Genomic DNA, 23277 nt, shown 5'->3' on the forward strand with positions numbered 1-23277 from the left:
TATTTGTGAAAAAATATGTTTCCATTTTATCGGATATAGAGCTTAAAATTCGTGAGGGTCAATACAAATCCGGTCACAAGCTGCCGTCTGTCCGTGACGCTTCGGAGTTATACGGGTGCAGCAAAAGTACGATTTTGCGGGCCTATGCCGAACTTGAGAAGAAGCATGCTATCTATTCCATACCGCAAAGCGGATACTATGTAGTGGAGAATTACGGTGATGTGCGCCATAGCCATATGAATGACGTCGTTGATTTTACTTCCGCATCCCCGGACTTAAACGTATTTCCATATTTGGATTTTCAGCATTGTCTAAATCAGGCTATAGATACCTACAAATATCATCTGTTCACTTACGGGGATTCGCAAGGGCTGGAGACACTGCGTCATACATTGGTTTCCCATTTGGCTGATAATCAGGTGTTTGCAAAAATGGATCGGATTATCGTGACTTCAGGTGTTCAGCAGGCTCTGGAAATACTTGCTAAGATGTCGTTTCCTAACGGTAAAGAAAAGGTTTTGGTTGAGCAGCCAAGCTACGATATTTATTTGCGTTTTTTGGAGGAAGAGAACATACCTGTCAGCACGATTGTCCGCACAGCAGCAGGTATAGATTTGCAGGAATTGGAGAATCAATTTAAAAGCGGAAGCATCAAGTTTTTTTATACCATGTCAAGATATCATAACCCCTTGGGAAGCTCATACAATGCGGAAAAGCGAAAGGCTATAGCTGCCTTGGCCGCCAAATATGATGTGTACATCGTAGAGGATGATTATATGGCTGATTTGGAGGTCGATTATAGCTTTGACCCCATATATGCATATGACCAGACGAATCATGTTGTTTATTTGAAAAGCTTCTCCAAAATCATTTTCCCGGGCTTGCGTCTAGGGGTCGCAGTTTTGCCAGAAGTTCTATTAAAGACGTTCCAGGCATATAAACGATACGTCGATACTTCCATGTTATCTCAGGCTGCGCTTGATATTTATATTAAAAACGGAATGTATGAACGCCATAAGCATACGATATGCAAACTGTATTCAGAGCGCATCCATATTCTCAACCAGGCGGTGGAACGATATAATCAGGCCGGACTCATTGAAGCCTCAACTGTAGCATCAGGAGTTTATATGCAGTTTAAGCTGCCTCGAACCGTGAATATGGAGCGTTTGGTACAGCGCCTTTCCGAGAGGAAGATCCAGGTTGTATCTGGCAAAGGTTTTTATTTGACGAGCTATAGGGAACAAGAAAAGTTTTTACGCATCAGCATTTCACGTGCACAGCCGGATCAGATTGATGCGGGCGTGAAATCTATAATAGAGGAAGTGGTGAAGGGGAACTGGTATTAAGCCCCTTTTTCCGTTATGATACATATAATTGTATATGCTTCTATTCGGTTGTAGGACATACATAACTTTGAATGCCGAGAGCAATTGCTTTTATTGCTTATGATCGGCTCATTGGCAAAGGAGAGTTTTGAATGGACGATCTGTTTTTGAAAATTGTGGATGGAACCATCCCTAGCAAAAAGGTACTGGAAACTGAGAATGTGCTCGCATTTCATGACATCCAGCCTGCGGCGCCAGTACATGTACTTATCATCCCGAAGAAATACATTCCTTCCATGAATGCTGTGACGGAGGAGGATCTTCCTCTCATCGCAGAGATTCATCGTGTTGCAATTGAGGTGGCAAAAAAGCTGGGAATCGCTGAGTCCGGCTATCGGCTGATTAACAACTGCGGTCCGGATAGTGGGCAAGCGGTTGGGCATCTGCATTATCACCTGCTGGGCGGCGCTAAATTAGGGGCCCTGACAAGTATTTCGGACTCACATGCTTAAAAATGACAGAGCTTGTCTTTTAGTAATACTGAAGTGAATGGAGAAAAAGATTCCTTGTAAGTATTCATTTTTTCTTATAGGTTGACACCCGGTTTCCGTATCACCTATAATAAAATTTGATGAACCGTGTTATTGCTCTTGGACGGTCTGGTCGGAGGGAGGGAAAACTGGTGTCTGAAACTAAAGTTCGCAAAAACGAGACAATTGATGCTGCACTTCGTCGCTTTAAACGTTCCATTGCTAAGGATGGCGTATTGGCTGAGGTGAAGAAACGCAAGCATTATGAAAAGCCAAGCGTAAAGCGCAAGAAAAAGTCCGAGGCTGCTCGTAAGAGAAAGTTCTAGGAGGAGCTGAGCAACCATGAATTTGAGCGAACGATTAAACGAAGATATGAAGCAAGCTATGAAGAGTAAGGACAAGTTCAAACTCTCCACCATTCGAATGGTTCGTTCTACGATTAAAAATCTTGAAATAGATTTGAAACGGGATTTGGACGACAACGAAGTGCTTGATATTCTGAGTCGTGAGATCAAACAGCGAAAAGATGCCCTCCATGAATTTGAAAAAGCCAGTCGCGATGAACTTGCGGCAAGCACGAAAGCAGAAATAGAGATCATCGCTCAGTACCTTCCTGAACAACTTTCAGAAGAAGAAATTAAAGTTATTGTACAGCAGACCATCCAGGAAACCGGTGCTTCTTCGAAAGCCGAGATGGGGAAAGTAATGTCGGCCTTGATGCCTAAGGTAAAAGGTCGCGCTGACGGTAAGCTCGTGAACCAGGCGGTTCAACAATTTCTGCAATAAACCTGCGACAAACAGGAAAACACAACACCCTCTGTTCACAGAGGGTGTTATTTCTGCATCTGCCATGTGTTTATCGTAGAATCATATAATGTGAAAAACTCCTTTAATGAAAGCGCTATCTTTAGTTGTGTGAAACGTGATGACTGTTGAATGCGTAAAGTATGTGACAGCCGTCAGGAATAGCAACAACCCCAATAATTTCACATTAAATCCTGAAAATTGTGTAGTTTACCTAACAAAGTTTGGTATGCTGTAATAAAGCAAGATCGAAAGGGGGGAGAGAGATGCACAGAGAACAGCACCACTCCAGTCGAAAAATGATCTTTTTAACGTTATGGATTGTGGTATCAGTTATCCTGCTGCCATTATTTCATTCCGGATCAGTGGAGGCCGCAGCCAAAGGCGGAGCCGTGTTCGTTATACCCGTAGATCAGGAAATTGAACAAGGCCTGAGCCGTTTTATGGAACGTGGATTTGCGGAAGCAGCAGAGTCCAAAGCAGGTTTGATTTTGCTGGATATTAACACGCCTGGCGGACGGGTAGATACAGCGGAGAAGCTGGGCAAACTGATTAAAGACAGCCCGATTTCGACCGTAGCCTACATCAGGGGCGAAGCGGCCTCGGCGGGGAGCTATATTGCGCTTAGTGCAAACAAGATCGTTATGGAGCCGGGAAGTATTATTGGAGCTGCAGCGTTGGTAGACGGCAAGGGGCAGGCTGTTACCGACCCGAAAATAATAGCTTGGTGGAAGAGCAGCATGGCATCTGCCGCAGAATCTGGCGGACGTAATCCGGATATTGCGAGGGGGATGGTAGACTCCAAAATTACGGTAGCTATCCCGGAACTGAACTTTAATAAGGAAAAAGGCCAGATCATTTCTTTAACCAGCGAGGAAGCCTTTAAGCTGGGTTATGCGGATCACATTGCCTCCTCAGAACAAGAGGTGATCCAATGGATGGGTTACAGCACAGATGATGTATTTTATGTGAAGCAAACATCGGCTGAGAAAGCTGCCGAAATATTAACCAACCCGATCGTACAGACATTGCTTTTATTTATCGGTATCGCGGGTGTAGTTATTGAACTGCTTGTACCCGGCTTTGGTGTACCGGGAATTTTGGGCATACTCGGATTTGGTTTATATTTTTTCGGCAATTATATCGCTGGTTTTGCAGGTCCAGAGACATGGCTGTTGTTTATCATTGGCCTGGCTTTGCTTATACTTGAAATGTTCATTCCAAGCTTTGGTATATTGGGCATATTGGGTTCCGTTAGCTTGGTCGCTGGCGTTGTTCGAGCGGCTTACGACATGCAGCATGCATTTATATCTTTGGGCATTGCCTTTGTAGCTGCCGTTGCTGTGGTGGCGATTATTGCGATTGTATTCAAGGACCGAGGGATATGGAACCGTTTTATACTTAAAGAAAGCTTAACGGCTGACCAAGGTTTTTCTTCGGTTGTGAATCGGGAAATATTATTAGGTCAGCGGGGTGTGAGTCTGACACCACTTCGTCCAGCCGGAACGGTGCTTATTGCTGATGAGCGTGTCGATGTTGTAACGAATGGCGAGTTTATTGCCACAGATACGCCGATCATCGTATCCAAAGTAGAAGGCGGACGAATTGTGGTCAAGGCGGACATTAGCGTCTAAGCACGCAGATAAACGAAGAATTAAATTATTGGAGGATGATGCGAGTGTTCGAATCGGGTATCGTCAGCATTTTGCTGCTTGCCGTATTAGTGGTTATTGTATTGAGCGTATTTTTCAGTTTTTTCCCGGTGATGCTGTGGATTTCGGCATTGGCTTCAGGAGTGCGGATTGGTATCATTACGCTGGTGGCCATGCGCTTGCGGCGTGTCACGCCAAGCCGAATTGTGAATCCGCTGATTAAGGCGACCAAAGCCGGTCTGGGATTGAATATCAACCAGTTGGAAAGCCATTTTCTCGCGGGTGGTAATGTAGACCGCGTGATCAATGCATTGATTGCTGCGCAGCGGGCTAATATTCCGCTTGAATTTGAACGTGCTGCTGCGATTGACCTTGCGGGGCGGGATGTGCTGCAAGCGGTCCAAATGAGCGTTAATCCGCGAGTTATTGAGACACCTATTGTTGCTGCAGTTGCCAAGGATGGTATCGAAGTAAAAGTTAAAGCACGTGTTACGGTACGTGCCAACATTGATCGACTTGTCGGGGGGGCCGGAGAAGAAACGATTATTGCACGGGTCGGTGAGGGTATTGTTACAACCGTCGGCTCCAGTAATTCGCATAAGGACGTGCTGGAGAACCCGGATTCGATTTCAAGAACTGTATTGTCCAAAGGCTTGGATGCAGGGACAGCGTTCGAAATCCTGTCCATTGATATTGCGGATGTGGATGTAGGCAAAAATATCGGAGCTTTCCTGCAAACCGAGCAGGCGGAAGCAGACAAACGTATTGCCCAGGCGAAAGCAGAAGAGCGGCGTGCGATGGCAGTGGCGCAGGAGCAGGAAATGAAGGCGCGTGTGGTAGAAATGAGAGCGCGTGTGGTGGAATCCGAATCTGAAGTGCCGTTGGCTATGGCTGAAGCGCTGCGTGGTGGAAAGCTTGGCGTCATGGACTATATGAATTTGAAAAATATTGAGGCAGATACGCAAATGCGCGGCTCCTTGGGCAAACCGAGTGAGAACTCGGGGAATGACAACAAAAACCGGGATTAAGCAACGGGATATAGCCGATGAATGACGGCAGCAAGGCGGTGAGTAATGAACTTTAGCAGCTGGATCTTTGAGCATTTGTACATCCTGATCGTGATTGGCTTTGCATTGGTATCCTTTCTGGGAAAAAGCATTCAAGGCACGGGTCGAAAATCTCCTTCGGGAAATGGGATGCCCACCTTTGGCGGTGATCAGAGCTCGCGCAGACCCCAGGCGTCATCCAGACCTATCACCGTGGAACATGGACAGGAGCAAAGTCCGACTAGCAGACAGGATGTTACCGGAGAATTGCAACGCCAATTTCCTAATGAACGACGAACGGTGATGGAAGCTCGTCGGATGGAAGAAGTAATGGGCGATCGGACGGAATTGGCAGGACCAATGGAACAGGAATCCTCGGATAACGGTTCGACACTGGAAGAGCGGATTCGTGCCATGGAGGAAGAGCGCAGAATGGTTTTAGCCCGCCTCGACCGCATATCCAATCAGAGAGAGTCAGGGGAGATCACAGATGGGTTAGAGCCAGTAGAGCAAGAACGCAGTACGGTCAATGCGGCTGACCTGCGCAGAGGTGTGATTTGGGCTGAAATATTAGGTCCTCCGCGTGCCAAAAAGTATATGAGTAAAGGTAGACGTTAAATGATAGTGAGATCCGTCACGGCTTTGACTGTGGCGGATCTTTTTTTACTAATACATCAGGAATACATAATCATGTCCAGAATAAAAAAGCTGCTAACGACAAATGCTCCAATTACCTGACAATGAATGTGATAATCCCATGTAACGCACAGCATTCTAACATTTGTTGTCATCAAAAAAGGTGGCATTTTGTCTAGTTTAGTGGTTTATTTGTGAAAATAATTACGTGAAAAATGATCAAATGTAACAATATAAATGGAGCTTTCCAAAAGCAGTTTTCATTTTTTCTTTTTTATATATAATGTTCTCAACGATAAATAGTTATGAAAAATTACTCCAAATTTAGCTAAAATATGCGTTTTATCGAGGTGAGGAAACACGGTTTGTAAGACGTATAAAATTTAAATTTTAGGGGGATGGAATGGATGAGTAAAGGCCTGTTCAGAAAAAAAAGCATTGAACAGCTGGTTGCTGCTACGCGGGGAGAAAAAACACTTAGAAGAGACCTTGGCGCGTTTGATTTGACCATGCTCGGGATTGGAGCCATTATCGGAACAGGGATTTTTGTTTTGACAGGCACAGGAGCAGTCACGGCTGGTCCGGGCTTGGTTATCTCTTTTGTGATTGCAGGGCTTGCCTGTTTATTCGCTGCATTGGCTTACGCCGAGTTTGCATCCACTGTACCAGTGTCCGGTTCTGTCTACACTTTTACATATGCCACGATGGGGGAGCTACTGGCCTTTATTATCGGATGGGATTTAATTTTGGAATACATGCTGGCCGCCAGTGCGGTTTCCGCAGGCTGGTCCGGGTATTTTGTGTCATTCCTGAATGGACTCGGCATTCATATTCCTCTTGAATTAACTGCTGCACCAGGCGCTTTAAAGGACCAGTCCACCTATTTTAATCTTCCGGCTTTTGTGATCTTGATGGGTATTACGTTATTACTTTATTTTGGAATCCGGGAATCAAAACGAATTAACAATATCATGGTTGTTGTAAAAATTATTGTGATTTTATTATTTATCATCGTTGCTGTTAAATATGTGAAGCCAGCTCATTGGACACCGTTTTTGCCATTTGGCTTTAGTGGAGTGTTTGGAGCCGCGGCACTTGTGTTTTTTGCCTTTATTGGTTTCGATGCCGTATCATCTGCCGCAGAAGAAACTAAAAACCCGGCTCGTGATTTACCGCGGGGGATCATTTTTTCACTCGTCATTTGCACGCTTTTATATGTCATTGTCAGCGGGATTATGACAGGTATTGTGCCATTTATGGATTTTGAAGGCATTTCCCACCCGGTGTCACTTGTCTTGCAGGTTGCAGGTCAGAACTGGGTTGCGGGTATTGTGGATATAGGGGCCATCTTGGGGATGACAACGGTCATGCTGGTTATGCTTTATGGTCAAACTCGCATCATGTTTGCCATGTCACGTGACGGCTTGGTGCCCAAAGTATTATCAAAGGTTCATCCTAAATATAAAACGCCGTATATTAACACGTTGTTTTTTGGTACTTTATCTGCATTAATGGGCGGGCTAATCCCGCTGGATGAGTTGGCAAGTTTGGTGAATATCGGAACCCTGTCAGCATTTATACTGATTTCGGTCGCCGTCATCGTTATGAGAAAAACACAACCCAATCTGCCGAGAGCGTTTCGATGTCCCGGGGTCCCGTATATTCCGATCCTGGCCATCATTTCGTGTGCTGTACTCATTCTTAACTTGAATAGCCAGACCTTTATTCGCTTTATCATTTGGCTTGTCATTGGTTTGGTGGTTTACTTTTTATACTCCAGAAAAAATTCACTTTTGAATCATGACCACGAGAAATAATCGTTTATACGATAAAATGGCAAAAGACAACCTTGTTTTGAAATACAAAACGGGGTTGTCTTTTTTTGATGTAGATTTTTGTAAATGTTGCTCTGCTTGAGATGCAATATAGTGGTTGTTATGAATTGTCAGTTTCGCCTCATAAATCTGATGAGTGGATCATAAAATGTACAGTACAGATATCTGTGGCGCTGGTGTGATGACGTTCATATAAGCGCTATCGGCAGCTCATGTAAATAGAAGCATAGCTATCATCAAAACTTCAACTAGCTGTTGGATAACAGCTGCTTTGATGACAGGAAAGGAGATTTCGCCGTATGAGCCGGATGAGCCGCAAACTGCGAAAGTGGGTCAGCGAAACGCTGGAGCTTCCGCAGGACATTCTATTTGACCTGCCGCGGTTAACCCTCATTGGCAGTCGCCAGCTTTATGTGGAGAATCACCGGGGGGTTATGGATTTCACACCGGATCGGCTTGTACTGGCGCTTGCGCAAGGCAAGCTGCGGGTGTCAGGGCATAACCTGGTCATTACGTCCATTTTGCCGGACCAGGTCAGTGTGGAAGGACAGATCACGGATATTCAAATGGAAGGAACGGAGGAAGGCTCATGAAACATCCTGCTTTAACAAAGCTGCGTGGCACGGTGACGCTTGCCGTTAGGGGCGAAAGCGTGGAAGATTTCATCAATTTGCTCACCGAGCATCATATACCTGTTTGGAACGTGCGGCCGATGGGTACGAAACTTGCAGAAATGAACCTTCTGCTGCCGCACGTCTTCCTGCTGCGTCCGCTTTTGAGAAGGACAGGCTGTAAAATGCATATTCTGAAGCGACAAGGACTTCCCTTCGTCGCTGTCCGACTTGCCAAACGCAAATTTTTTCTGGCAGGACTGGCTTTATTCTGGATCGGTCTCCTCCTGATGTCATCACTCATTTGGGATATTGAAGTGAAGGGAAATGACAAGCTCTCGACGGAATCCGTTCTCAAAGCTGCCCGACAGGAGGGGCTCTATCCGTTTCAATGGAGCTTTCGTCTTTCCAGCCAGGACAAGCTTTCGCGTGCGCTCATGCAAAAGCTTCCACAGGCATCCTGGATCGGTGTAGAGAAGCAGGGAACACTGGTGACGATTCAGGTGGTCGAAGCCTCACAGCCTGCTCCTGAGCCGCTCTACAGCCCACGTCATCTCATCAGCAACGCCGACGCGGTAGTCACTGAAATTTTCGCCGAGCAGGGTCGCCCTGTTGTGCATAAAAATACACGTGTCAAAAAAGGAGCTATTCTCATTTCAGGAACGCTTGGAGATGAAGAAAATCAGCAGCAAGTCGTGGCCAAGGGGGAGATCAAAGGACTGGTATGGCATGAATACGAAATTAGCAGCCCTATGGTGCGGCGTAGCAGTACATACACGGGAAATAGTCACGAGCGCTTGTATCTGGTGCTGGGCAACCGTGCAGTGCAGTTATGGGGATATGGAAAAATACCTTATCCTGCTCATAAAACAACAGTTGAGCATGACCCGCTAACGTGGCGCTCCTTCAAGCTTCCGGTTGGATGGATGACCGAAAGTGTACGAGAGACCAAGATACAGGAGGAAAAGCTTACGGAAGCGGAAGCAAAAAAAACAGGGATCGAAGGAGCGCGTGCCGATATTTTAGCCAAATATGGTAAAGGAACGAAAATAATGAGCCAAAAAATTTTGCATGAGAAGAGAGACAATGGTAAAGTTTATATGAAAGTGCTTTTTGAAGTGGAACAGGATATTGCGGAAGAACTTCCGTTAGTTCATAACCAAGGAGAATGAGGCTATTTGGCAGAACAACAACGCAGCATACAAATTGCATTGAACAATGCGGGAGAAGGACAGGCGTTATTCGGCCCGCAGGATTCCTTTTTAAAATTGATTGAAGCGGCAATTCCCGCGAAAATAGCATCTCGTGAGGCGGAAGTGAATGTTTTTGGCAACGCTCACGAGGTGGAAGTGCTCGAACAATTGTTCGATGTGCTCCTCCAGTTAATTCGTAATGGGTATATCCTGACCGAAAGGGACGTCCATTATGCGATTGAGCTGGCAAAAGATTTGCGTGCTGACCAGCTGCTCGATTTGTTCAAGGGAGAAATTACGACCACGTTCCGGGGTAAGCCGATTCGGGTCAAAACGATTGGACAAAAGCACTATGTAACGACGATTAAGAAACGTGATATTGTATTTGGAATCGGACCTGCGGGTACGGGAAAAACGTATTTGGCTGTGGTGCTGGCTGTAGCCGCTCTGAAGGAAGGTTCAGTCAAGCGTATTGTGCTGACCCGCCCTGCGGTGGAGGCCGGTGAAAATTTGGGCTTTTTGCCCGGGGATTTACAAGAAAAGGTTGATCCCTATCTACGACCGTTATATGATGCGCTATACGATGTAATGGGTCCAGAGCAGACTGCAAAGGCACTGGAGCGCGGATTGATCGAGATTGCCCCTTTGGCCTATATGCGGGGACGGACGCTGGATGACTCATTTATTATTTTGGATGAAGCTCAAAACACCACACCGGAGCAAATGAAAATGTTTTTGACACGGCTTGGCTTCGGTTCGAAAATGGTCATCACTGGCGATGTTACCCAGATTGATTTGCCTCGTGGCAAAAAATCCGGCCTGATTGAAGCCCATGCGATTTTACAAGGGATTGAGGAAATTGGCTTTGTCCAGTTTGCGGAAGAGGACGTTGTCCGTCATTCCCTCGTTCAAAAAATAATCGTTGCCTATGACCGAGTTGCTGAAAATCAAGGGTAGCATGTATGTTACGATTGCGGTCTGGTTCAATCCGCAGAATGAAATGAGCAGCATAGCTGCCTTGAAAAAGATGATGGAGAGGGATTGTTTTAGATGACCTCGAAGGAATTATCTAATGGGAAAACGTTCCAACATAGAATGAATGGATGGAAGTATAGCGTGGCGACACGCTATCTTCTGTTTTTATTTTTGGTGATTCTTTTTTATGTGGGTTTGGCGTCCAAGCTGCTTCCCGAGCGTTATGATATCCGGATAAATCAGCCGAGTGAAAAGGAAATTGTCGCTCCGATGCAGCTCCCAAACAGCAAGGCGACTTTGAAGGCACAAGAGGAATCGGCTGAACGCGTGCAGCCTATGTATACGATTGTACCGATTCGCAACGATAACCTGATTACCGGTATTCTGGATCGAATTGAACGACTCAATCAGGATGATCAGGTTTCCAGAGCGGACAAGATTGCGATTTATAAGGATGAAATTCCTCAGCGTGCACGGGATTTTGTGCAAAATTTTGTGAACAACAGCCGGAATGCGGATGCTTACCCGGATAAGCTGCTGGATGAGGTGCTGCAAAAAACGAAGGAGCAAACGTACCGCATTCCAGAGGAAACGTTCATTAAAATTCCGCGACTTACATCTGAGGATATTGCCGAGATGCGCCCCGTAGCCCGTGAGATTGTGACGGGTTTAATGAATGACCAAATTACGGATGCCCAGACAGCCCGTGCCAAGGTGGCTGAACGGGTTAGTACAAGCTCGCTCACCAAGCGTACCTCGCGGGAGGTTGTTCAGGAACTTGCAAGGCTTGTGATTACAGCCAACAAATTTTATGATGATACAGCTACGAAGGATGCCAAAGTCCAAGCTCGTGAAGATACGCCAACGGTCTATATTAAACAAGGTGAGGTACTCGTCAAGAAGGGTGAAATTATTACCCAGGAAATCTATACTTTGCTTGATGAAAACGAGCTGCTTAAGGATAAAATCAACTATTGGCCACAATTCGGCCTGTTGATGTTGTCGATGATGCTGGCTCTGGGGCTGTTCATGTATATTCGCCAATTCCAATCGCGAACACGAAACTTCAAGTATAATAACGCACAATTGCTCATGCTGGTTTTGATCTTTGTGATTACGGTAGGGGCAATGCTGCTTGTCTCTATACTTCAGAACAGTGAACGTTCCTATCTCGGCTATCTGGCACCTATCGCGCTTGGAGCTATGCTCGTAACTCTGTTGCTTGATATGTCGGTGGCTTTCGTTTGTGCCGTTATATTTAGTATATTGGCAAGTGTTATATTGAATGTCCGTCAAGGACAAATTTTTGACTTTAATTTTGGATTTTTTGCCCTTGTGGTCTGTCTGGCAGCCATTTTCTCAACTCATCGGGCCAGCCAGCGCTCTACATTGTTCAAGGGAGCGATTATGGTATGCTTGTTCGGTGTCTTGACTGTTTTTTCTCTGGCATTGATTGACCAAGGCAACTGGACTCAAGCAACGACCCTCTATGGAGTAGCCTTTGCTTTTGCAGGCGGTCTGATTACGGCGATTCTTGTGATCGGGTTAATGCCATTTTTTGAGTCCACCTTTGGCATCTTGTCGGCGTTAAAGCTTGTGGAGCTGTCCAACCCCAACCATCCGTTACTGCGCAAGCTGCTTACAGAGACACCGGGAACGTATCACCATAGCGTAATGGTGGGAAATCTGTCTGAGGCTGCAGCGGAAGCTATAGGAGCCAATGGCTTGTTATGCCGGGTCGGTTCGTATTATCATGACATTGGTAAAACGAAGAGACCGTCGTACTTCATTGAAAATCAAAATGGATTGGAGAATCCACATGATACAATAGAGCCGAAGCTGAGCAAATCCATTATTATTGCCCATGCCCGTGACGGTGTGGAAATGCAGTTGGATTACAAGCTACCCAAGCCGATTCGTGATATTGCCGAGCAGCACCACGGAACGACGTTCCTGCACTATTTTTATCACAAGGCATTGCGTGAAGCGGAAGAGAAGGGTATTGAGCCTGACTTCACTGAAGATGATTTTCGTTATCCGGGGCCGAAGGCTCAGTCTAAAGAGTCTGCTGTAGTAGGGATTGCGGATAGCGTGGAAGCTGCAGTTCGTTCCTTACGGAAGCCAACGGTGGAACAGGTAGAGTCCATGATTGAAAAAATTATTAAAAGCCGACTTGATGATCACCAGTTTAATGACTGTGAGCTGACCATGCGGGAGCTTGATATCATAGCTCAAACCCTCAAAGAAACGGTAATGGGGATTTTCCATTCCCGCATTGAGTATCCCGAAGAAAGACCCAAGTCCGAGAACGAGAAAGCTTAATATCGTTTGTCATGAAGCACGACTGTAGCATTAAGAATTAAAAGGAGCGGTTGGCATGGGCCTTCAATTAGCATGGAATAATGAACAAAATGATATGGTCATTAGCGAATCCTTGATCTCGCTGCTGAACACTTTATTAGACGAGGCAGGCAAGATGGAAGGAGTAACGGACGGTGAGGTAGCTCTTACCTTCGTAAATGATGAGCAAATTCATGAGCTGAATAGGGATTATCGGGGAATCGATCGTCCCACCGATGTGTTGTCGTTTGCTATGAAGGAAACACTGGATGAAGAGCTTGAAATCATCTACGAGCCGATTGAAGAAAATTCATTGGAGGATGTACCCGATGTGCTGGGGGATATTATTATCTCTGTGCAGACAGCGCAAGCTCAAAGCGAAGAATATGGACATTCAATTGAACGTGAAATCGGCTTTTTGTTTGTTCACGGTTTTTTGCATCTGTTAGGATATGATCATCAGGATGAGGCGAGTGAGGCCGAAATGATGGGTAAGCAGGAAGCTGTGCTGACTCAAGCGGGGTTGACACGGTAATGAGACATCAGCCTTGGAGAATGACCTTTCGCTATGCAGCAGAAGGGGTGTTCTACGCTCTGCGTACGCAAGTTAATATGCGGATACATGTAGTCGTGGCGCTTCTTGTCATTATAGCAGGCCTAGGCCTGCGTATCTCCCGGCTCGACTGGTTGTTTGTCTGTGTAGCAATGGCCCTGGTTATTGTAGCCGAGCTGGTTAACACCGCTGTCGAAGCAGCGGTGGATCTCATTTCACCTGATATTCACCCGCTGGCCAAAGCGGCTAAAGACACCGCCGCCGGAGCCGTGCTCCTGGCAGCGGTTTTTGCTGTAATTATTGGCATATTTGTATTTTACAGTCCTTTGTTGACGTTAATTCGTCAGCTCATGCAATGAAAATAACAAAACAAAAAATAGGTGCTTAATAGCGCTGGAGGAAACGAAATGGTCAAGAAACACTTTAAGTCAGGTTTTGTCGCGATTGTTGGCAGACCCAATGTAGGAAAATCAACACTAATGAACCATGTCATTGGTCAAAAGATCGCTATTATGTCAGACAAGCCGCAAACCACACGTAACAAAATTCACGGGGTATACACGACAGAGGACACACAAATTGTATTTTTGGATACACCAGGGATTCACAAGCGCCAGTCTAAATTAGGCGATTACATGAACCAAACCGCCTTTAATGCATTGGGTGAAGTAGAGGCGGTGCTTTTTCTTATTGATGCCGCTGAAGGTTTGGGCGGAGGCGACCGTTTTATCGTGGAACAGCTAAAACAAGTGAAAACGCCAGTTATTCTGGTTTTGAATAAAATTGACCGGATTGAGCCTGAAGCATTGTTGCCCCTGATTGAGCAATATCGCAAGCTGTATGACTTCGCGGAAATCGTGCCGATCTCGGCCAAAATGGGCAACAATGTAGACCGTCTGTTGGAGCAGTTGCAAAAATACTTGCCAGAAGGTCCGCAGTATTACCCGGATGACCAAATTACCGACCACCCGGAGCAGTTCGTCATTGCCGAGCTGGTAAGAGAAAAGATTTTGCATATGACACGCGAGGAAGTGCCGCATTCTATTGCAGTTATGATTGAAGACATGAAAGTGCAGGACAACGGTGTCGTGCATATTATGGCTGTTATTTTTGTGGAACGTGATTCCCAGAAGGGTATTATTATCGGCAAACAGGGAGCTATGCTCAAAGAGGTAGGGAAACAGGCACGTCAGGACATTCAAAATTTGCTGGGTTCGAAAATTTTCCTGGAGCTGTGGGTTAAGGTCAAAAAAGACTGGCGCAACCAGGAGCGCGTTCTTCGTGACCTCGGCTTCCACCGCGACGCCTAAAAAGCATAACTTGACTCTACGTTCACTTTAGTTCAAGGGTTTATTGAGGCTGAAATTGATATTCAATAAATATGTATAGTTGCTGTGAGCATCATAAAAAAGCCGTCCCGACCTCGACAAAAGCCGTGAAGTAACATGTCTTTTGGTCATTCCAAGCGCCGCGCATGTGCGGCGCTTAACTCTTTGCTCTTTCTACCCTTTTCTTCCAGCGATGAAATAAGGAACGTTTTTTTAAAAGGGTTATGTAACTGTGTGCACGTTGCAGCAGAGCGAAGGATTTGAATCTGTAGAAGCGTTAGCGTTCGCCTTTACCCCCGAATTTAACCCTTTGTATGTTTGTACATTCGAATAATTTTGGGGGTAACAGCGATCGTAAGATCAAATCATTCGCAGAGCGGCATCCCAACCGTGCATACAGCAACCTTTTTTAAAGCAATCCATTTATTTCATCGCATACTTCCCTTCTCTTCGCATCATCCTATCTTTTGAGATGCAAACGTCATTTCCGAAGAAAGGATGAATACGATTGCGAGATTTTTCGTGGAAGTATTTTGCGATGACTGGAGATGTCGGTGCGTATCTGTTATACAGGGAGAGCGCCGTAATTGGGGAGCAAGACACGGATGAAGGGGAGTCGGACGAGCATGAAGAAGCCTGTGAATAGCGCGAGCCACTGGCTTCTTCGCGAATGTTTGGGGGAAGAGGCATGCTTTACAGGGTGGAAGGAATCGTCATCCGCAGCATGGATTACGGTGAAGGGAACAAAATTATTACGCTTTGCACCGAAAGCGGAGGTAAAGCTGGCGTGTTGGTCAGAGGAGCAAAAAAATCCAAAAGCCGTCATGCCGCTTTGACGCAGCCGTTTACGTACGGCGAATTTGTTTATTTTCGAAATACAGGCTTAGGCACGTTGAATGCCGGTGAAATTATCCAATCTCACCATGTATTGCGCGAGGATATTACCAAAGCTGCTTACGCCTCGTATGCCTGTGAACTGCTCGATCGAGTGCTACAGGATGAAGAAACTGGAACATTCTGGTTTAAGCAGCTTAAAGCTTGTCTGGAGGCGTTGGAGAGCGGCAAAGATCCGCTGATCGTCATGAGTATTTATGAATTTAAAATACTGCAGGCGGCCGGTTATGCTCCTCAGCTAGATGCATGTATCTCAAGCGGACAACAATGTGCCGATGAGGATATGTTTGTCAGTCCCAGGCTGGGCGGAGTTTTGTGTCGGAGCTACAAGCATTTTGATCCAGCTGCCTTAAGCGTCACTCCACGTACGTTGAAGTTGCTGCGCTTGTTCGCCAGAATGGATTTAAATCGTCTTGGCAACATTGACGTGAAGGACTCCACCAAGCTGGAGATCAAACATGTCATGCGTCAATTTATGGATATGCAGCTGGAGGTTAAGCTGAAATCACGCAACTTTTTGGATCAGCTCGATAAGTACGATATGTGAAATGCCCTGATCTCTTGACTGTGTTGCCGAAAACGTGTAATATCCTACTATATCTCCTTTGGGAGCAGATGCATTGAACGAGAAAGTAGCGGGATTATTCTCTAGGATTAGCGAGTTGGGGACGGTGTAAGCCCAGCGAGAATTGCTCGTGAACAAGGCACTCGGGAGCGTCTGAATGGACACGGAAAAGAGGATTATGGTCTGACTGGTGATGGAGGATCGTAATCAAGTAGGGTGGAACCGCGGGAGTGAGCTCTCGTCCCTACGTCTGTACAGGCGTAGAGGCGGGGGCTTTTTGCTGTCTCTGGCAAGGCATGTTGGAAGTAGACAGCCCTGTACATACGAGTTTTTATAAGAAGAAATCACCATCATTTGAGGTAAATGGAAAAGGAGTGTGTACCATGAATTTTCAGCAGATGATTTTAACGCTGCAGCAATTTTGGGCCGAGCAGAATTGTATTATTGTACAGCCGTATGACACGGAAAAAGGGGCAGGCACGATGAATCCGATGACCTATTTGCGGTCGATCGGACCTGAGCCGTGGAACGTAGCTTATGTCGAGCCTTCCCGCCGCCCATCAGACGGACGATATGGTGAGAATCCGAATCGTCTGTACCAGCATCACCAGTTTCAAGTGGTCTTGAAGCCTTCGCCGGACAATATTCAGGAATTGTATCTGGAAAGTTTGACTCGTTTGGGAATCAACCCTCTGGAGCACGATATTCGTTTTGTTGAAGACAACTGGGAAGCACCAACGCTGGGGGCCTGGGGACTAGGCTGGGAAGTATGGCTGGACGGTATGGAAATTACCCAGTTTACGTATTTCCAGCAAGTAGGCGGCATTGATGCCAGTCCGGTTGCGGTTGAAATTACGTATGGTATGGAGCGTCTTGCTTCTTACATTCAGGACAAGGAAAATGTGTTCGATTTGGAGTGGGTCAATGGAATCACGTACGGTGATGTCTTCCATCAGCCTGAATTCGAGCATTCCAAATATACGTTTGAAGTGTCAGATGTTAAAATGCTTTTCACTCTTTTTAATATGTATGAGGAAGAAGCTAATAAAGCGATGGCGCAGCATCTTGTATTTCCGGCCTATGATTATGTGCTGAAATGCTCTCATGCGTTCAACCTGCTGGATGCACGCGGGGCAATCAGTGTGACGGAACGAACCGGATTTATTATTCGGGTGCGGAATTTGGCGCGTCAGGTGGCTGCGACCTATCTGGAGGAACGCGAGAAGCTGGGCTTCCCGCTGTTGAAGAAAGGAGGTGCGGCACATGTCTAAGGATTTATTGTTTGAAATCGGTTTGGAGGAAGTGCCTGCACGGTTTATCCCGAATGCGATTCAGCAGTTGAAGGAGCGTATGGCAGCGTGGCTTGACAGCTCGCGTATTGCTTATGGCGCTGTAGAGGCTTATGCCACACCCCGCCGTTTGGCGGTGCTGGTCAAGGAAGTAGCAGAGAAACAAGAGGATATCAACGAAGAAGTTAAAGGCCCTTCCCGCAAAATTGCGCTTGATGAAGCTGGCAACTGGAGCAAGGCCGCTCTCGGTTTTGCTCGTAGTCAAGGGGTTGACCCTGAACAGTTTACGTTCAAGGAGCTTGGTGGCGTGGAATATATTTATGCGACCAAGAGCAGCGTTGGTGTACCGACGGCGGAAGTGCTATCTGAAGGGTTGCTGCATGTATTACATGCAATGACATTCCCTAAATTCATGCGTTGGGCGAGCTATGACTTCAAGTTTGTTCGTCCGATCCGATGGTTGATTGCCCTGTTTGGCAGCGATATTATCAACCTGGAAATTGCCGGAGTACAGTCAGGAAATGTGACGAGAGGCCATCGTTTCCTTGGACAGGACGCTGTTGTAGAGCGCCCGGCTGACTATGTTGAAGTGCTTCGCAAGCAGCATGTCATTGTAGACATTGAGGAACGTCAAGCGCTTATCGTGAAGCAGATTGAAGCGTTGGCAGCCGAAAAAGACTGGACGATTGCAATAAAGGATGATCTGTTGGAGGAAGTATTGTATTTGGTCGAAACACCAACAGTGCTGTTTGGAGGCTTTGATCCATCCTTCTTGAATATTCCGAAGGATGTACTGATTACTTCCATGCGTGAGCATCAGCGTTACTTCCCTGTGTTGGACCGCGCCGGAGAGCTGCTGCCTTACTTTGTTACAGTACGTAACGGTGGCAGTCAATCGCTGGAAGTCATTGCTAAAGGGAATGAAAAAGTATTGCGTGCGCGGCTGTCTGATGCCAAATTCTTTTATGAAGAAGATCAGAAGCTGGAAATCAAGGATGCACTCTCCAAGCTGGAAAGTATTGTTTTCCACGAAGAGCTGGGAACGGTTGGGGACAAGGTACGGCGGATTCGCCGCATTGCTGATGCTCTGGCAGAGAAGCTTCGTGTTTCCCCAGATACACAGGAATCGGTTAGCCGGGCAGCAGATATTTGTAAATTCGACCTGGTAACACAAATGGTATACGAGTTTCCGGAACTGCAAGGTGTTATGGGTGAGGATTACGCCCGCAAGGCTGGAGAAAAGGAAGAAGTGGCGAGAGCAGTGTTTGAGCATTATCAGCCTCGTTTCGCCGGAGAAACGGTTCCTTCTACGAACGCTGGGGCTATTGTGAGTATCGCTGATAAAATAGATACGATCACAGGCTGCTTTTCCATCGGTATTATTCCGACAGGCTCGCAGGACCCTTATGCGCTTCGTCGTCAGGCTGCAGGGATCGTGCAGATTTTGCTGGATCGCAAGCTTTCGGCTACGTTGTCTGATGTGTTCAATATCGCGATCGACGTGCACGGAACCCTTGGAAATATGAAACGCTCCGACGATGAAATACGTAAAGAATTACATGAGTTTTTCGGATTGCGCGTGAAAAAATTATTGTCCGAGACTCTTCGTTATGACGTTGTGGACGCTGTGCTTGCAGCCGGATTTGATGATGTTGCTTCTGTTGTCAATCGCGGAGCTGCGCTGATGGCTGCAGTGCAAACAGGTGATCGTTTCAAGTCAACTGTTGAGTCCTTCAACCGGGTGAGTAATTTGGCTACCAAGGCGATTCATAAGTCAGTGAATACCGGTGAGTTTACGGAACAGGGCGAAAAGGCGCTTTATGAAGCATGGTATGGCGCTTACGAATCTTATAATGCTGCTTTACAGGAAGGCGATGCAACACAAGCGTTGGCGCTTGCTTCATCCATTACTCCTGCGGTGACGGCGTTCTTTGATTCCGTTATGGTTATGGCTGAGGATGATGCTGTTCGTAATAATCGTTTGGCGTTGCTAGCTGCTATTGACTCAGAACTGAAGCGTTTTGCTGATTTTTCTAAACTTGTAGGCTAAACGTCAGTCGTCATGGTATGAATAACTTGAAAAAATGGGTATAAATATACGGAACGGTGTAAGAGTGATCTTGCACCCGTTCCGTATTTTACTCGAATCCGCATGGAGATGGGGGATGCTGGTGGAGATATCCGAAAATTTATGGGGTGTCCGGATCGTTGTTGACGGAGATGCTTGTCCCGTTAAAAACGAAATTGCAGAAACGGCTTCCCGTTTTCATGTTCAGGTTATTATGGTATCCTCGTATGATCATCTCATCCAGGGCAGCGAGGGCGTGACTGTCGTTAAAGTGGACCGGAGCGACCAAAGTGCCGATCTCTATATTGCTAATCATATCCGACGAGGAGATATTGTAACTACCAACGATTACGGTCTTGCTGCCCTTGCCTTGGCTAAAGGCTGTGAAGTGATGTCTTTTCGCGGAGCTATGTATCGAAACGATTCGATAGATTTTATGCTTGATCGCCGTCATACTTCTGCCAAAGAACGGAAAAAGGGACGCTATGGAAAAGGTCCTAAACCGTTTACAGTAGAGGATCGCGAAGTTTTTCAACATAAACTGACAAAACTTTTACTCTACTTGCAGGAGAATGAATAACGGTATCGAATTATATTTACGTGCTAAAGAGATGAAGGTGGTTAACATGAGTGCCGGACAAGGTAATATACCGGATGATATCATTGAGGCGGTTTTACAGCATCATGATATTGTAGATACGGTAAGCAAGTACGTGCATTTGACCAAGCAGGGGAAATATATGAAAGGCCTCTGTCCTTTTCATTCCGAAAAAACCCCTTCATTCACCGTGACACCGGATCGTCAGATTTTTTACTGCTACGGCTGCGGCGCGGGAGGCAATGCCATCAAATTTATGATGGAAATCGAAGGACTATCCTTTCCCGAAGCTGTCAGGACAATGGCGGAAGAAAGTCATATCCCTCTCGGCGAATGGCAGGGACGTGAGTCATCGCATCAGCATCCTGAGTTGGACAGGCTGCTGCAAGCGTATGAGCTAACTTCTAAGATGTACCACTTTTTGCTTAAAAATACGGAGCACGGCAAACCAGCTATGGAATATTTGCGTTCACGGGGGTTTAGTGACAAGATTATTGATCAATTCCAAATTGGCTATGCACCGAACCGATGGGATACGATTGTTCAGTTTTTGGAGAAACGTTCCTTTGATCCTGTAGAGATGGAAAAGGGGGGACTTATTTCTCCCCGACATGAGGGTGATGGGTATGTGGATCGATTCAGGGATCGTATTATGTTCCCCATCTGGAATCGAAATGGAAAAATTATTGCCTTTGCAGGCCGTATTCTTGGCGAGGGACAGCCAAAGTATTTGAATTCACCGGAAACGAAGCTGTTCAACAAAAGCCGAACGCTGTACAATCTTCATCATGCTAAAACCTCAATTCGCAAGCTTCGCCAGAGCGTTCTTTTTGAAGGCTACGGGGATGTCATCTCGGCATGGGAAGCGGGTGTACAGAATGGGGTGGCCGCCATGGGAACAGCCCTGACAGAGCATCATGCCACGATGTTAAAGGGACTGTGCGACGAGGTTATTATTTGTTATGATGGTGACCGGGCAGGACAAGCTGCTGCGCTTAAAAATTTTCCACTGTTGGAAAATGCGGGACTTCACGTTAAGGTAGCATTGATCAGTGACGGTATGGACCCGGATGATTTTATTCGGCAATACGGCGGCGAGCGCTTTCAGCGTCAAATTATCGAAAGTGCTGTTTCAACGGTGAAATTTAAGCTTATATATCTGAAAAAAAACCATATACTGCAAGAGGAAGAAGGAAGAATCGCGTATTCCCGCGAAGCATTAAATGTCATTGCACCTCTGTCATCCCCGACCGAGCGGGAAGTGTATTTGCGCGAAGTATCAGCCGAAGTTAAGGTGGATTTTGAAACCTTAAAGCAAGAATGCAATATACTCCGCCAGTCTCTGCAAAAAAAACAGGACTTTGGGGATAATAACGAAAATGGGTGGAATAATGGTAGGCATAAAAAAGGGCAGGTCTCCACACCTAATTTACTGCCGGCTTACCATGTGGCGGAACGCAGATTGCTTCACTGGATGATGCAGGATTTGGAAGCTGCAGAGTATGTTGAAAAGCATTTGGGCGACGCCTTTAATATTGAGGATCATGCAGCGATTGCTGCTTATCTATACGCCTATTACGCACAAGGAAAGTTACCGGATACAAGCCGCTTTATTTCATCTTTGCAAGATGACCGACTGGAGAAAAACGTAAGTTCGATCATGATGATGGATGCTCCGGGCGTATGGGCACCGCACATTTTGGACGATTACATTCATCAGGTGCGGAAATTTCCATTGCAGGAGCAACTGGATCTGAAGAGGGAAGAGATGAGAGCCGCTGAGCGCGTAGGTGACTTTTTGCGTGCAGCACAAATTGCAAGTGAGATTATAGCCCTAGAGAGACAATGAACACACAGAGGTCGGATGTTTCTAGGGAGGAGGGAGTCGAAAGATGGCGAATGATCAGCATACTGAACTGGAGACGGAACTGACACTGGATCAAGTCAAAGATCAATTGATTGAGTTGGGTAAAAAAAGTTCCTCTCTGAACTACAAAGATATCATGGAAAAACTGTCGCCGTTTGATCAGGACCCCGAGCAAATGGATGAATTCTATGAGCAGCTGGGTGACTTGGGGATTGAGGTTGTGAATGACAACGACGAAGAAGTTACCAGATTGCGTCAAAATGATGACCCGGAAAACAATGACGGGGATGATTTTAACTTCGATGACGATCTGAGCCTGCCTCCCGGTATTAAAATCAATGATCCGGTCCGGATGTACTTGAAGGAAATTGGTCGTGTACCGCTACTTTCAGCTGATGATGAGGTAGAACTCGCCAAACGGATCAATAACGGTGATGAAGAAGCTAAGCGTCGGCTGGCAGAAGCAAACTTGCGGCTGGTTGTAAGTATTGCAAAACGTTATGTTGGTCGCGGAATGCTTTTCCTGGATCTGATTCAAGAAGGTAATATGGGTCTGATTAAGGCAGTAGAGAAATTCGATTACGAAAAAGGATTTAAATTCAGTACGTATGCAACCTGGTGGATTCGTCAGGCCATTACGCGTGCGATAGCCGATCAGGCCAGAACGATCCGTATCCCAGTGCATATGGTGGAAACAATCAACAAGTTGATTCGTGTATCGCGTCAACTGCTGCAAGAGCTGGGGCGTGAACCTACGCCGGAGGAAGTGGCTGCCGAGATGGAGCTAAGCGTGGAAAAAGTACGGGAGATTATGAAAATTGCCCAGGAACCTGTTTCATTGGAAACGCCAATTGGTGAAGAGGATGACTCTCATTTGGGGGATTTCATTGAGGATCAGGAAGCGCTGGCGCCTGCGGATGCGGCTGCCTATGAACTTCTGAAGGAACAGCTTGAGGATGTACTGGATACGTTGACTGAACGGGAGGAGAACGTGCTGCGTCTCCGCTTTGGTTTGGATGACGGAAGAACCAGAACGCTTGAAGAAGTGGGTAAAGTATTCGGTGTTACACGTGAACGCATTCGTCAGATTGAGGCCAAAGCGCTGCGCAAGCTGCGCCATCCAAGCCGCAGTAAGCGACTGAAGGATTTCCTCGAATAGAAGCGA

At 46.3% G+C, this 23277-nt stretch carries 22 protein-coding genes; all 22 read left to right on the top strand.

The window, feature by feature from the left end; all coding sequences use genetic code 11:
- The first annotated feature begins 5 nt into the window (after window positions 1-5).
- A complete protein-coding gene (locus tag B4V02_RS08410; protein ID WP_094154456.1) occupies window positions 6-1349 on the top strand; it encodes an aminotransferase-like domain-containing protein in 1344 nt (447 codons plus the stop codon).
- Window positions 1350-1480: 131 nt separating this feature from the next.
- Window positions 1481-1840, top strand: a complete 360-nt coding sequence (locus B4V02_RS08415; protein WP_007431249.1) for a histidine triad nucleotide-binding protein — start codon at window positions 1481-1483, stop codon at window positions 1838-1840.
- A gap of 170 nt (window positions 1841-2010) precedes the next feature.
- Window positions 2011-2184 carry a 30S ribosomal protein S21 gene (rpsU, locus tag B4V02_RS08420; RefSeq protein ID WP_005547957.1) on the top strand — a complete coding sequence of 58 codons (174 nt, stop codon included), beginning with the start codon at window positions 2011-2013 and terminating at the stop codon, window positions 2182-2184.
- A 16-nt stretch (window positions 2185-2200) separates the two neighbouring features.
- Entirely contained in the window at window positions 2201-2644 is a 444-nt protein-coding gene (locus B4V02_RS08425) for a GatB/YqeY domain-containing protein (RefSeq protein ID WP_007431248.1), read from the top strand.
- Window positions 2645-2928: 284 nt separating this feature from the next.
- On the top strand, window positions 2929-4296 hold the full coding sequence (locus B4V02_RS08430; protein WP_094154457.1) for an NfeD family protein: 1368 nt from the start codon (window positions 2929-2931) through the stop codon (window positions 4294-4296).
- Window positions 4297-4340: 44 nt separating this feature from the next.
- Window positions 4341-5342, top strand: a complete 1002-nt coding sequence (gene floA, locus B4V02_RS08435) for a flotillin-like protein FloA (RefSeq protein WP_007431246.1) — start codon at window positions 4341-4343, stop codon at window positions 5340-5342.
- Window positions 5343-5387: 45 nt separating this feature from the next.
- On the top strand, window positions 5388-5978 hold the full coding sequence (locus B4V02_RS08440; protein ID WP_094154458.1) for a hypothetical protein: 591 nt from the start codon (window positions 5388-5390) through the stop codon (window positions 5976-5978).
- 425 nt (window positions 5979-6403) lie between these two features.
- Window positions 6404-7813 carry a branched-chain amino acid transporter BcaP gene (gene bcaP / locus B4V02_RS08445; RefSeq protein ID WP_094154459.1) on the top strand — a complete coding sequence of 470 codons (1410 nt, stop codon included), beginning with the start codon at window positions 6404-6406 and terminating at the stop codon, window positions 7811-7813.
- Between the two features lie 317 nt (window positions 7814-8130).
- The gene (yqfC, locus tag B4V02_RS08450) at window positions 8131-8424 is read left to right on the top strand and encodes a sporulation protein YqfC (protein ID WP_094154460.1); all 294 of its coding nucleotides are present in this window, start codon (window positions 8131-8133) and stop codon (window positions 8422-8424) included.
- Complete coding sequence (gene yqfD, locus B4V02_RS08455; RefSeq protein ID WP_094154461.1) at window positions 8421-9614, top strand: sporulation protein YqfD; 1194 nt, start codon at window positions 8421-8423, stop codon at window positions 9612-9614. Before yqfC ends, yqfD begins: the two co-directional genes overlap by 4 nt.
- A 6-nt stretch (window positions 9615-9620) precedes the next feature.
- Window positions 9621-10592, top strand: a complete 972-nt coding sequence (locus tag B4V02_RS08460; RefSeq protein ID WP_007431241.1) for a PhoH family protein — start codon at window positions 9621-9623, stop codon at window positions 10590-10592.
- A gap of 93 nt (window positions 10593-10685) precedes the next feature.
- Window positions 10686-12932 carry an HD family phosphohydrolase gene (locus tag B4V02_RS08465; RefSeq protein WP_094154462.1) on the top strand — a complete coding sequence of 749 codons (2247 nt, stop codon included), beginning with the start codon at window positions 10686-10688 and terminating at the stop codon, window positions 12930-12932.
- Window positions 12933-12987: 55 nt separating this feature from the next.
- Window positions 12988-13485, top strand: a complete 498-nt coding sequence (ybeY, locus tag B4V02_RS08470; protein ID WP_094154463.1) for an rRNA maturation RNase YbeY — start codon at window positions 12988-12990, stop codon at window positions 13483-13485.
- Window positions 13485-13862: a diacylglycerol kinase family protein gene (locus tag B4V02_RS08475; protein WP_094154464.1), complete on the top strand. Its 378-nt coding sequence runs from the start codon at window positions 13485-13487 to the stop codon at window positions 13860-13862. The genes ybeY and B4V02_RS08475 overlap by 1 nt, the downstream gene beginning before the upstream one ends.
- A gap of 48 nt (window positions 13863-13910) precedes the next feature.
- Entirely contained in the window at window positions 13911-14813 is a 903-nt protein-coding gene (gene era / locus B4V02_RS08480) for a GTPase Era (RefSeq protein WP_010345365.1), read from the top strand.
- 526 nt (window positions 14814-15339) lie between these two features.
- Entirely contained in the window at window positions 15340-15477 is a 138-nt protein-coding gene (locus tag B4V02_RS08485) for a YqzL family protein (protein WP_081276746.1), read from the top strand.
- A 42-nt stretch (window positions 15478-15519) separates the two neighbouring features.
- Window positions 15520-16272, top strand: coding sequence for a DNA repair protein RecO (gene recO, locus B4V02_RS08490; protein WP_007431235.1), 753 nt, complete (start codon window positions 15520-15522; stop codon window positions 16270-16272).
- 401 nt (window positions 16273-16673) lie between these two features.
- Window positions 16674-17561 (top strand): glycine--tRNA ligase subunit alpha, encoded by an 888-nt coding sequence (glyQ, locus tag B4V02_RS08495; RefSeq protein ID WP_007431234.1) that lies wholly within the window; start codon window positions 16674-16676, stop codon window positions 17559-17561.
- Window positions 17554-19629, top strand: coding sequence for a glycine--tRNA ligase subunit beta (glyS, locus tag B4V02_RS08500; protein WP_094154465.1), 2076 nt, complete (start codon window positions 17554-17556; stop codon window positions 19627-19629). Before glyQ ends, glyS begins: the two co-directional genes overlap by 8 nt.
- Window positions 19630-19744: 115 nt before the next feature.
- Entirely contained in the window at window positions 19745-20227 is a 483-nt protein-coding gene (locus B4V02_RS08505; RefSeq protein ID WP_007431232.1) for a YaiI/YqxD family protein, read from the top strand.
- On the top strand, window positions 20220-22094 hold the full coding sequence (gene dnaG, locus B4V02_RS08510; protein ID WP_208618709.1) for a DNA primase: 1875 nt from the start codon (window positions 20220-20222) through the stop codon (window positions 22092-22094). Before B4V02_RS08505 ends, dnaG begins: the two co-directional genes overlap by 8 nt.
- A gap of 43 nt (window positions 22095-22137) precedes the next feature.
- Window positions 22138-23271, top strand: a complete 1134-nt coding sequence (gene rpoD, locus B4V02_RS08515; RefSeq protein ID WP_007431230.1) for an RNA polymerase sigma factor RpoD — start codon at window positions 22138-22140, stop codon at window positions 23269-23271.
- The last annotated feature ends 6 nt before the right edge of the window (window positions 23272-23277 follow it).

Source organism: Paenibacillus kribbensis (genome assembly GCF_002240415.1).
Lineage (GTDB): Bacteria > Bacillota > Bacilli > Paenibacillales > Paenibacillaceae > Paenibacillus > Paenibacillus kribbensis.

Bases quoted from the DNA above. Each gene is read 5' to 3' on its own strand.
- recO (WP_007431235.1), top strand. From the start codon at position 15,520: ATGCTTTACAGGGTGGAAGGAATCGTCATCCGCAGCATGGATTACGGT.
- bcaP (WP_094154459.1), top strand. From the start codon at position 6,404: ATGAGTAAAGGCCTGTTCAGAAAAAAAAGCATTGAACAGCTGGTTGCT.
- B4V02_RS08425 (WP_007431248.1), top strand. From the start codon at position 2,201: ATGAATTTGAGCGAACGATTAAACGAAGATATGAAGCAAGCTATGAAG.
- B4V02_RS08465 (WP_094154462.1), top strand. From the start codon at position 10,686: ATGACCTCGAAGGAATTATCTAATGGGAAAACGTTCCAACATAGAATG.
- era (WP_010345365.1), top strand. From the start codon at position 13,911: ATGGTCAAGAAACACTTTAAGTCAGGTTTTGTCGCGATTGTTGGCAGA.
- yqfC (WP_094154460.1), top strand. From the start codon at position 8,131: ATGAGCCGGATGAGCCGCAAACTGCGAAAGTGGGTCAGCGAAACGCTG.
- B4V02_RS08440 (WP_094154458.1), top strand. From the start codon at position 5,388: ATGAACTTTAGCAGCTGGATCTTTGAGCATTTGTACATCCTGATCGTG.
- yqfD (WP_094154461.1), top strand. From the start codon at position 8,421: ATGAAACATCCTGCTTTAACAAAGCTGCGTGGCACGGTGACGCTTGCC.
- B4V02_RS08505 (WP_007431232.1), top strand. From the start codon at position 19,745: ATGCTGGTGGAGATATCCGAAAATTTATGGGGTGTCCGGATCGTTGTT.
- dnaG (WP_208618709.1), top strand. From the start codon at position 20,220: ATGAATAACGGTATCGAATTATATTTACGTGCTAAAGAGATGAAGGTG.
- rpoD (WP_007431230.1), top strand. From the start codon at position 22,138: ATGGCGAATGATCAGCATACTGAACTGGAGACGGAACTGACACTGGAT.
- ybeY (WP_094154463.1), top strand. From the start codon at position 12,988: ATGGGCCTTCAATTAGCATGGAATAATGAACAAAATGATATGGTCATT.
- glyS (WP_094154465.1), top strand. From the start codon at position 17,554: ATGTCTAAGGATTTATTGTTTGAAATCGGTTTGGAGGAAGTGCCTGCA.
- B4V02_RS08415 (WP_007431249.1), top strand. From the start codon at position 1,481: ATGGACGATCTGTTTTTGAAAATTGTGGATGGAACCATCCCTAGCAAA.
- B4V02_RS08430 (WP_094154457.1), top strand. From the start codon at position 2,929: ATGCACAGAGAACAGCACCACTCCAGTCGAAAAATGATCTTTTTAACG.
- B4V02_RS08475 (WP_094154464.1), top strand. From the start codon at position 13,485: ATGAGACATCAGCCTTGGAGAATGACCTTTCGCTATGCAGCAGAAGGG.
- glyQ (WP_007431234.1), top strand. From the start codon at position 16,674: ATGAATTTTCAGCAGATGATTTTAACGCTGCAGCAATTTTGGGCCGAG.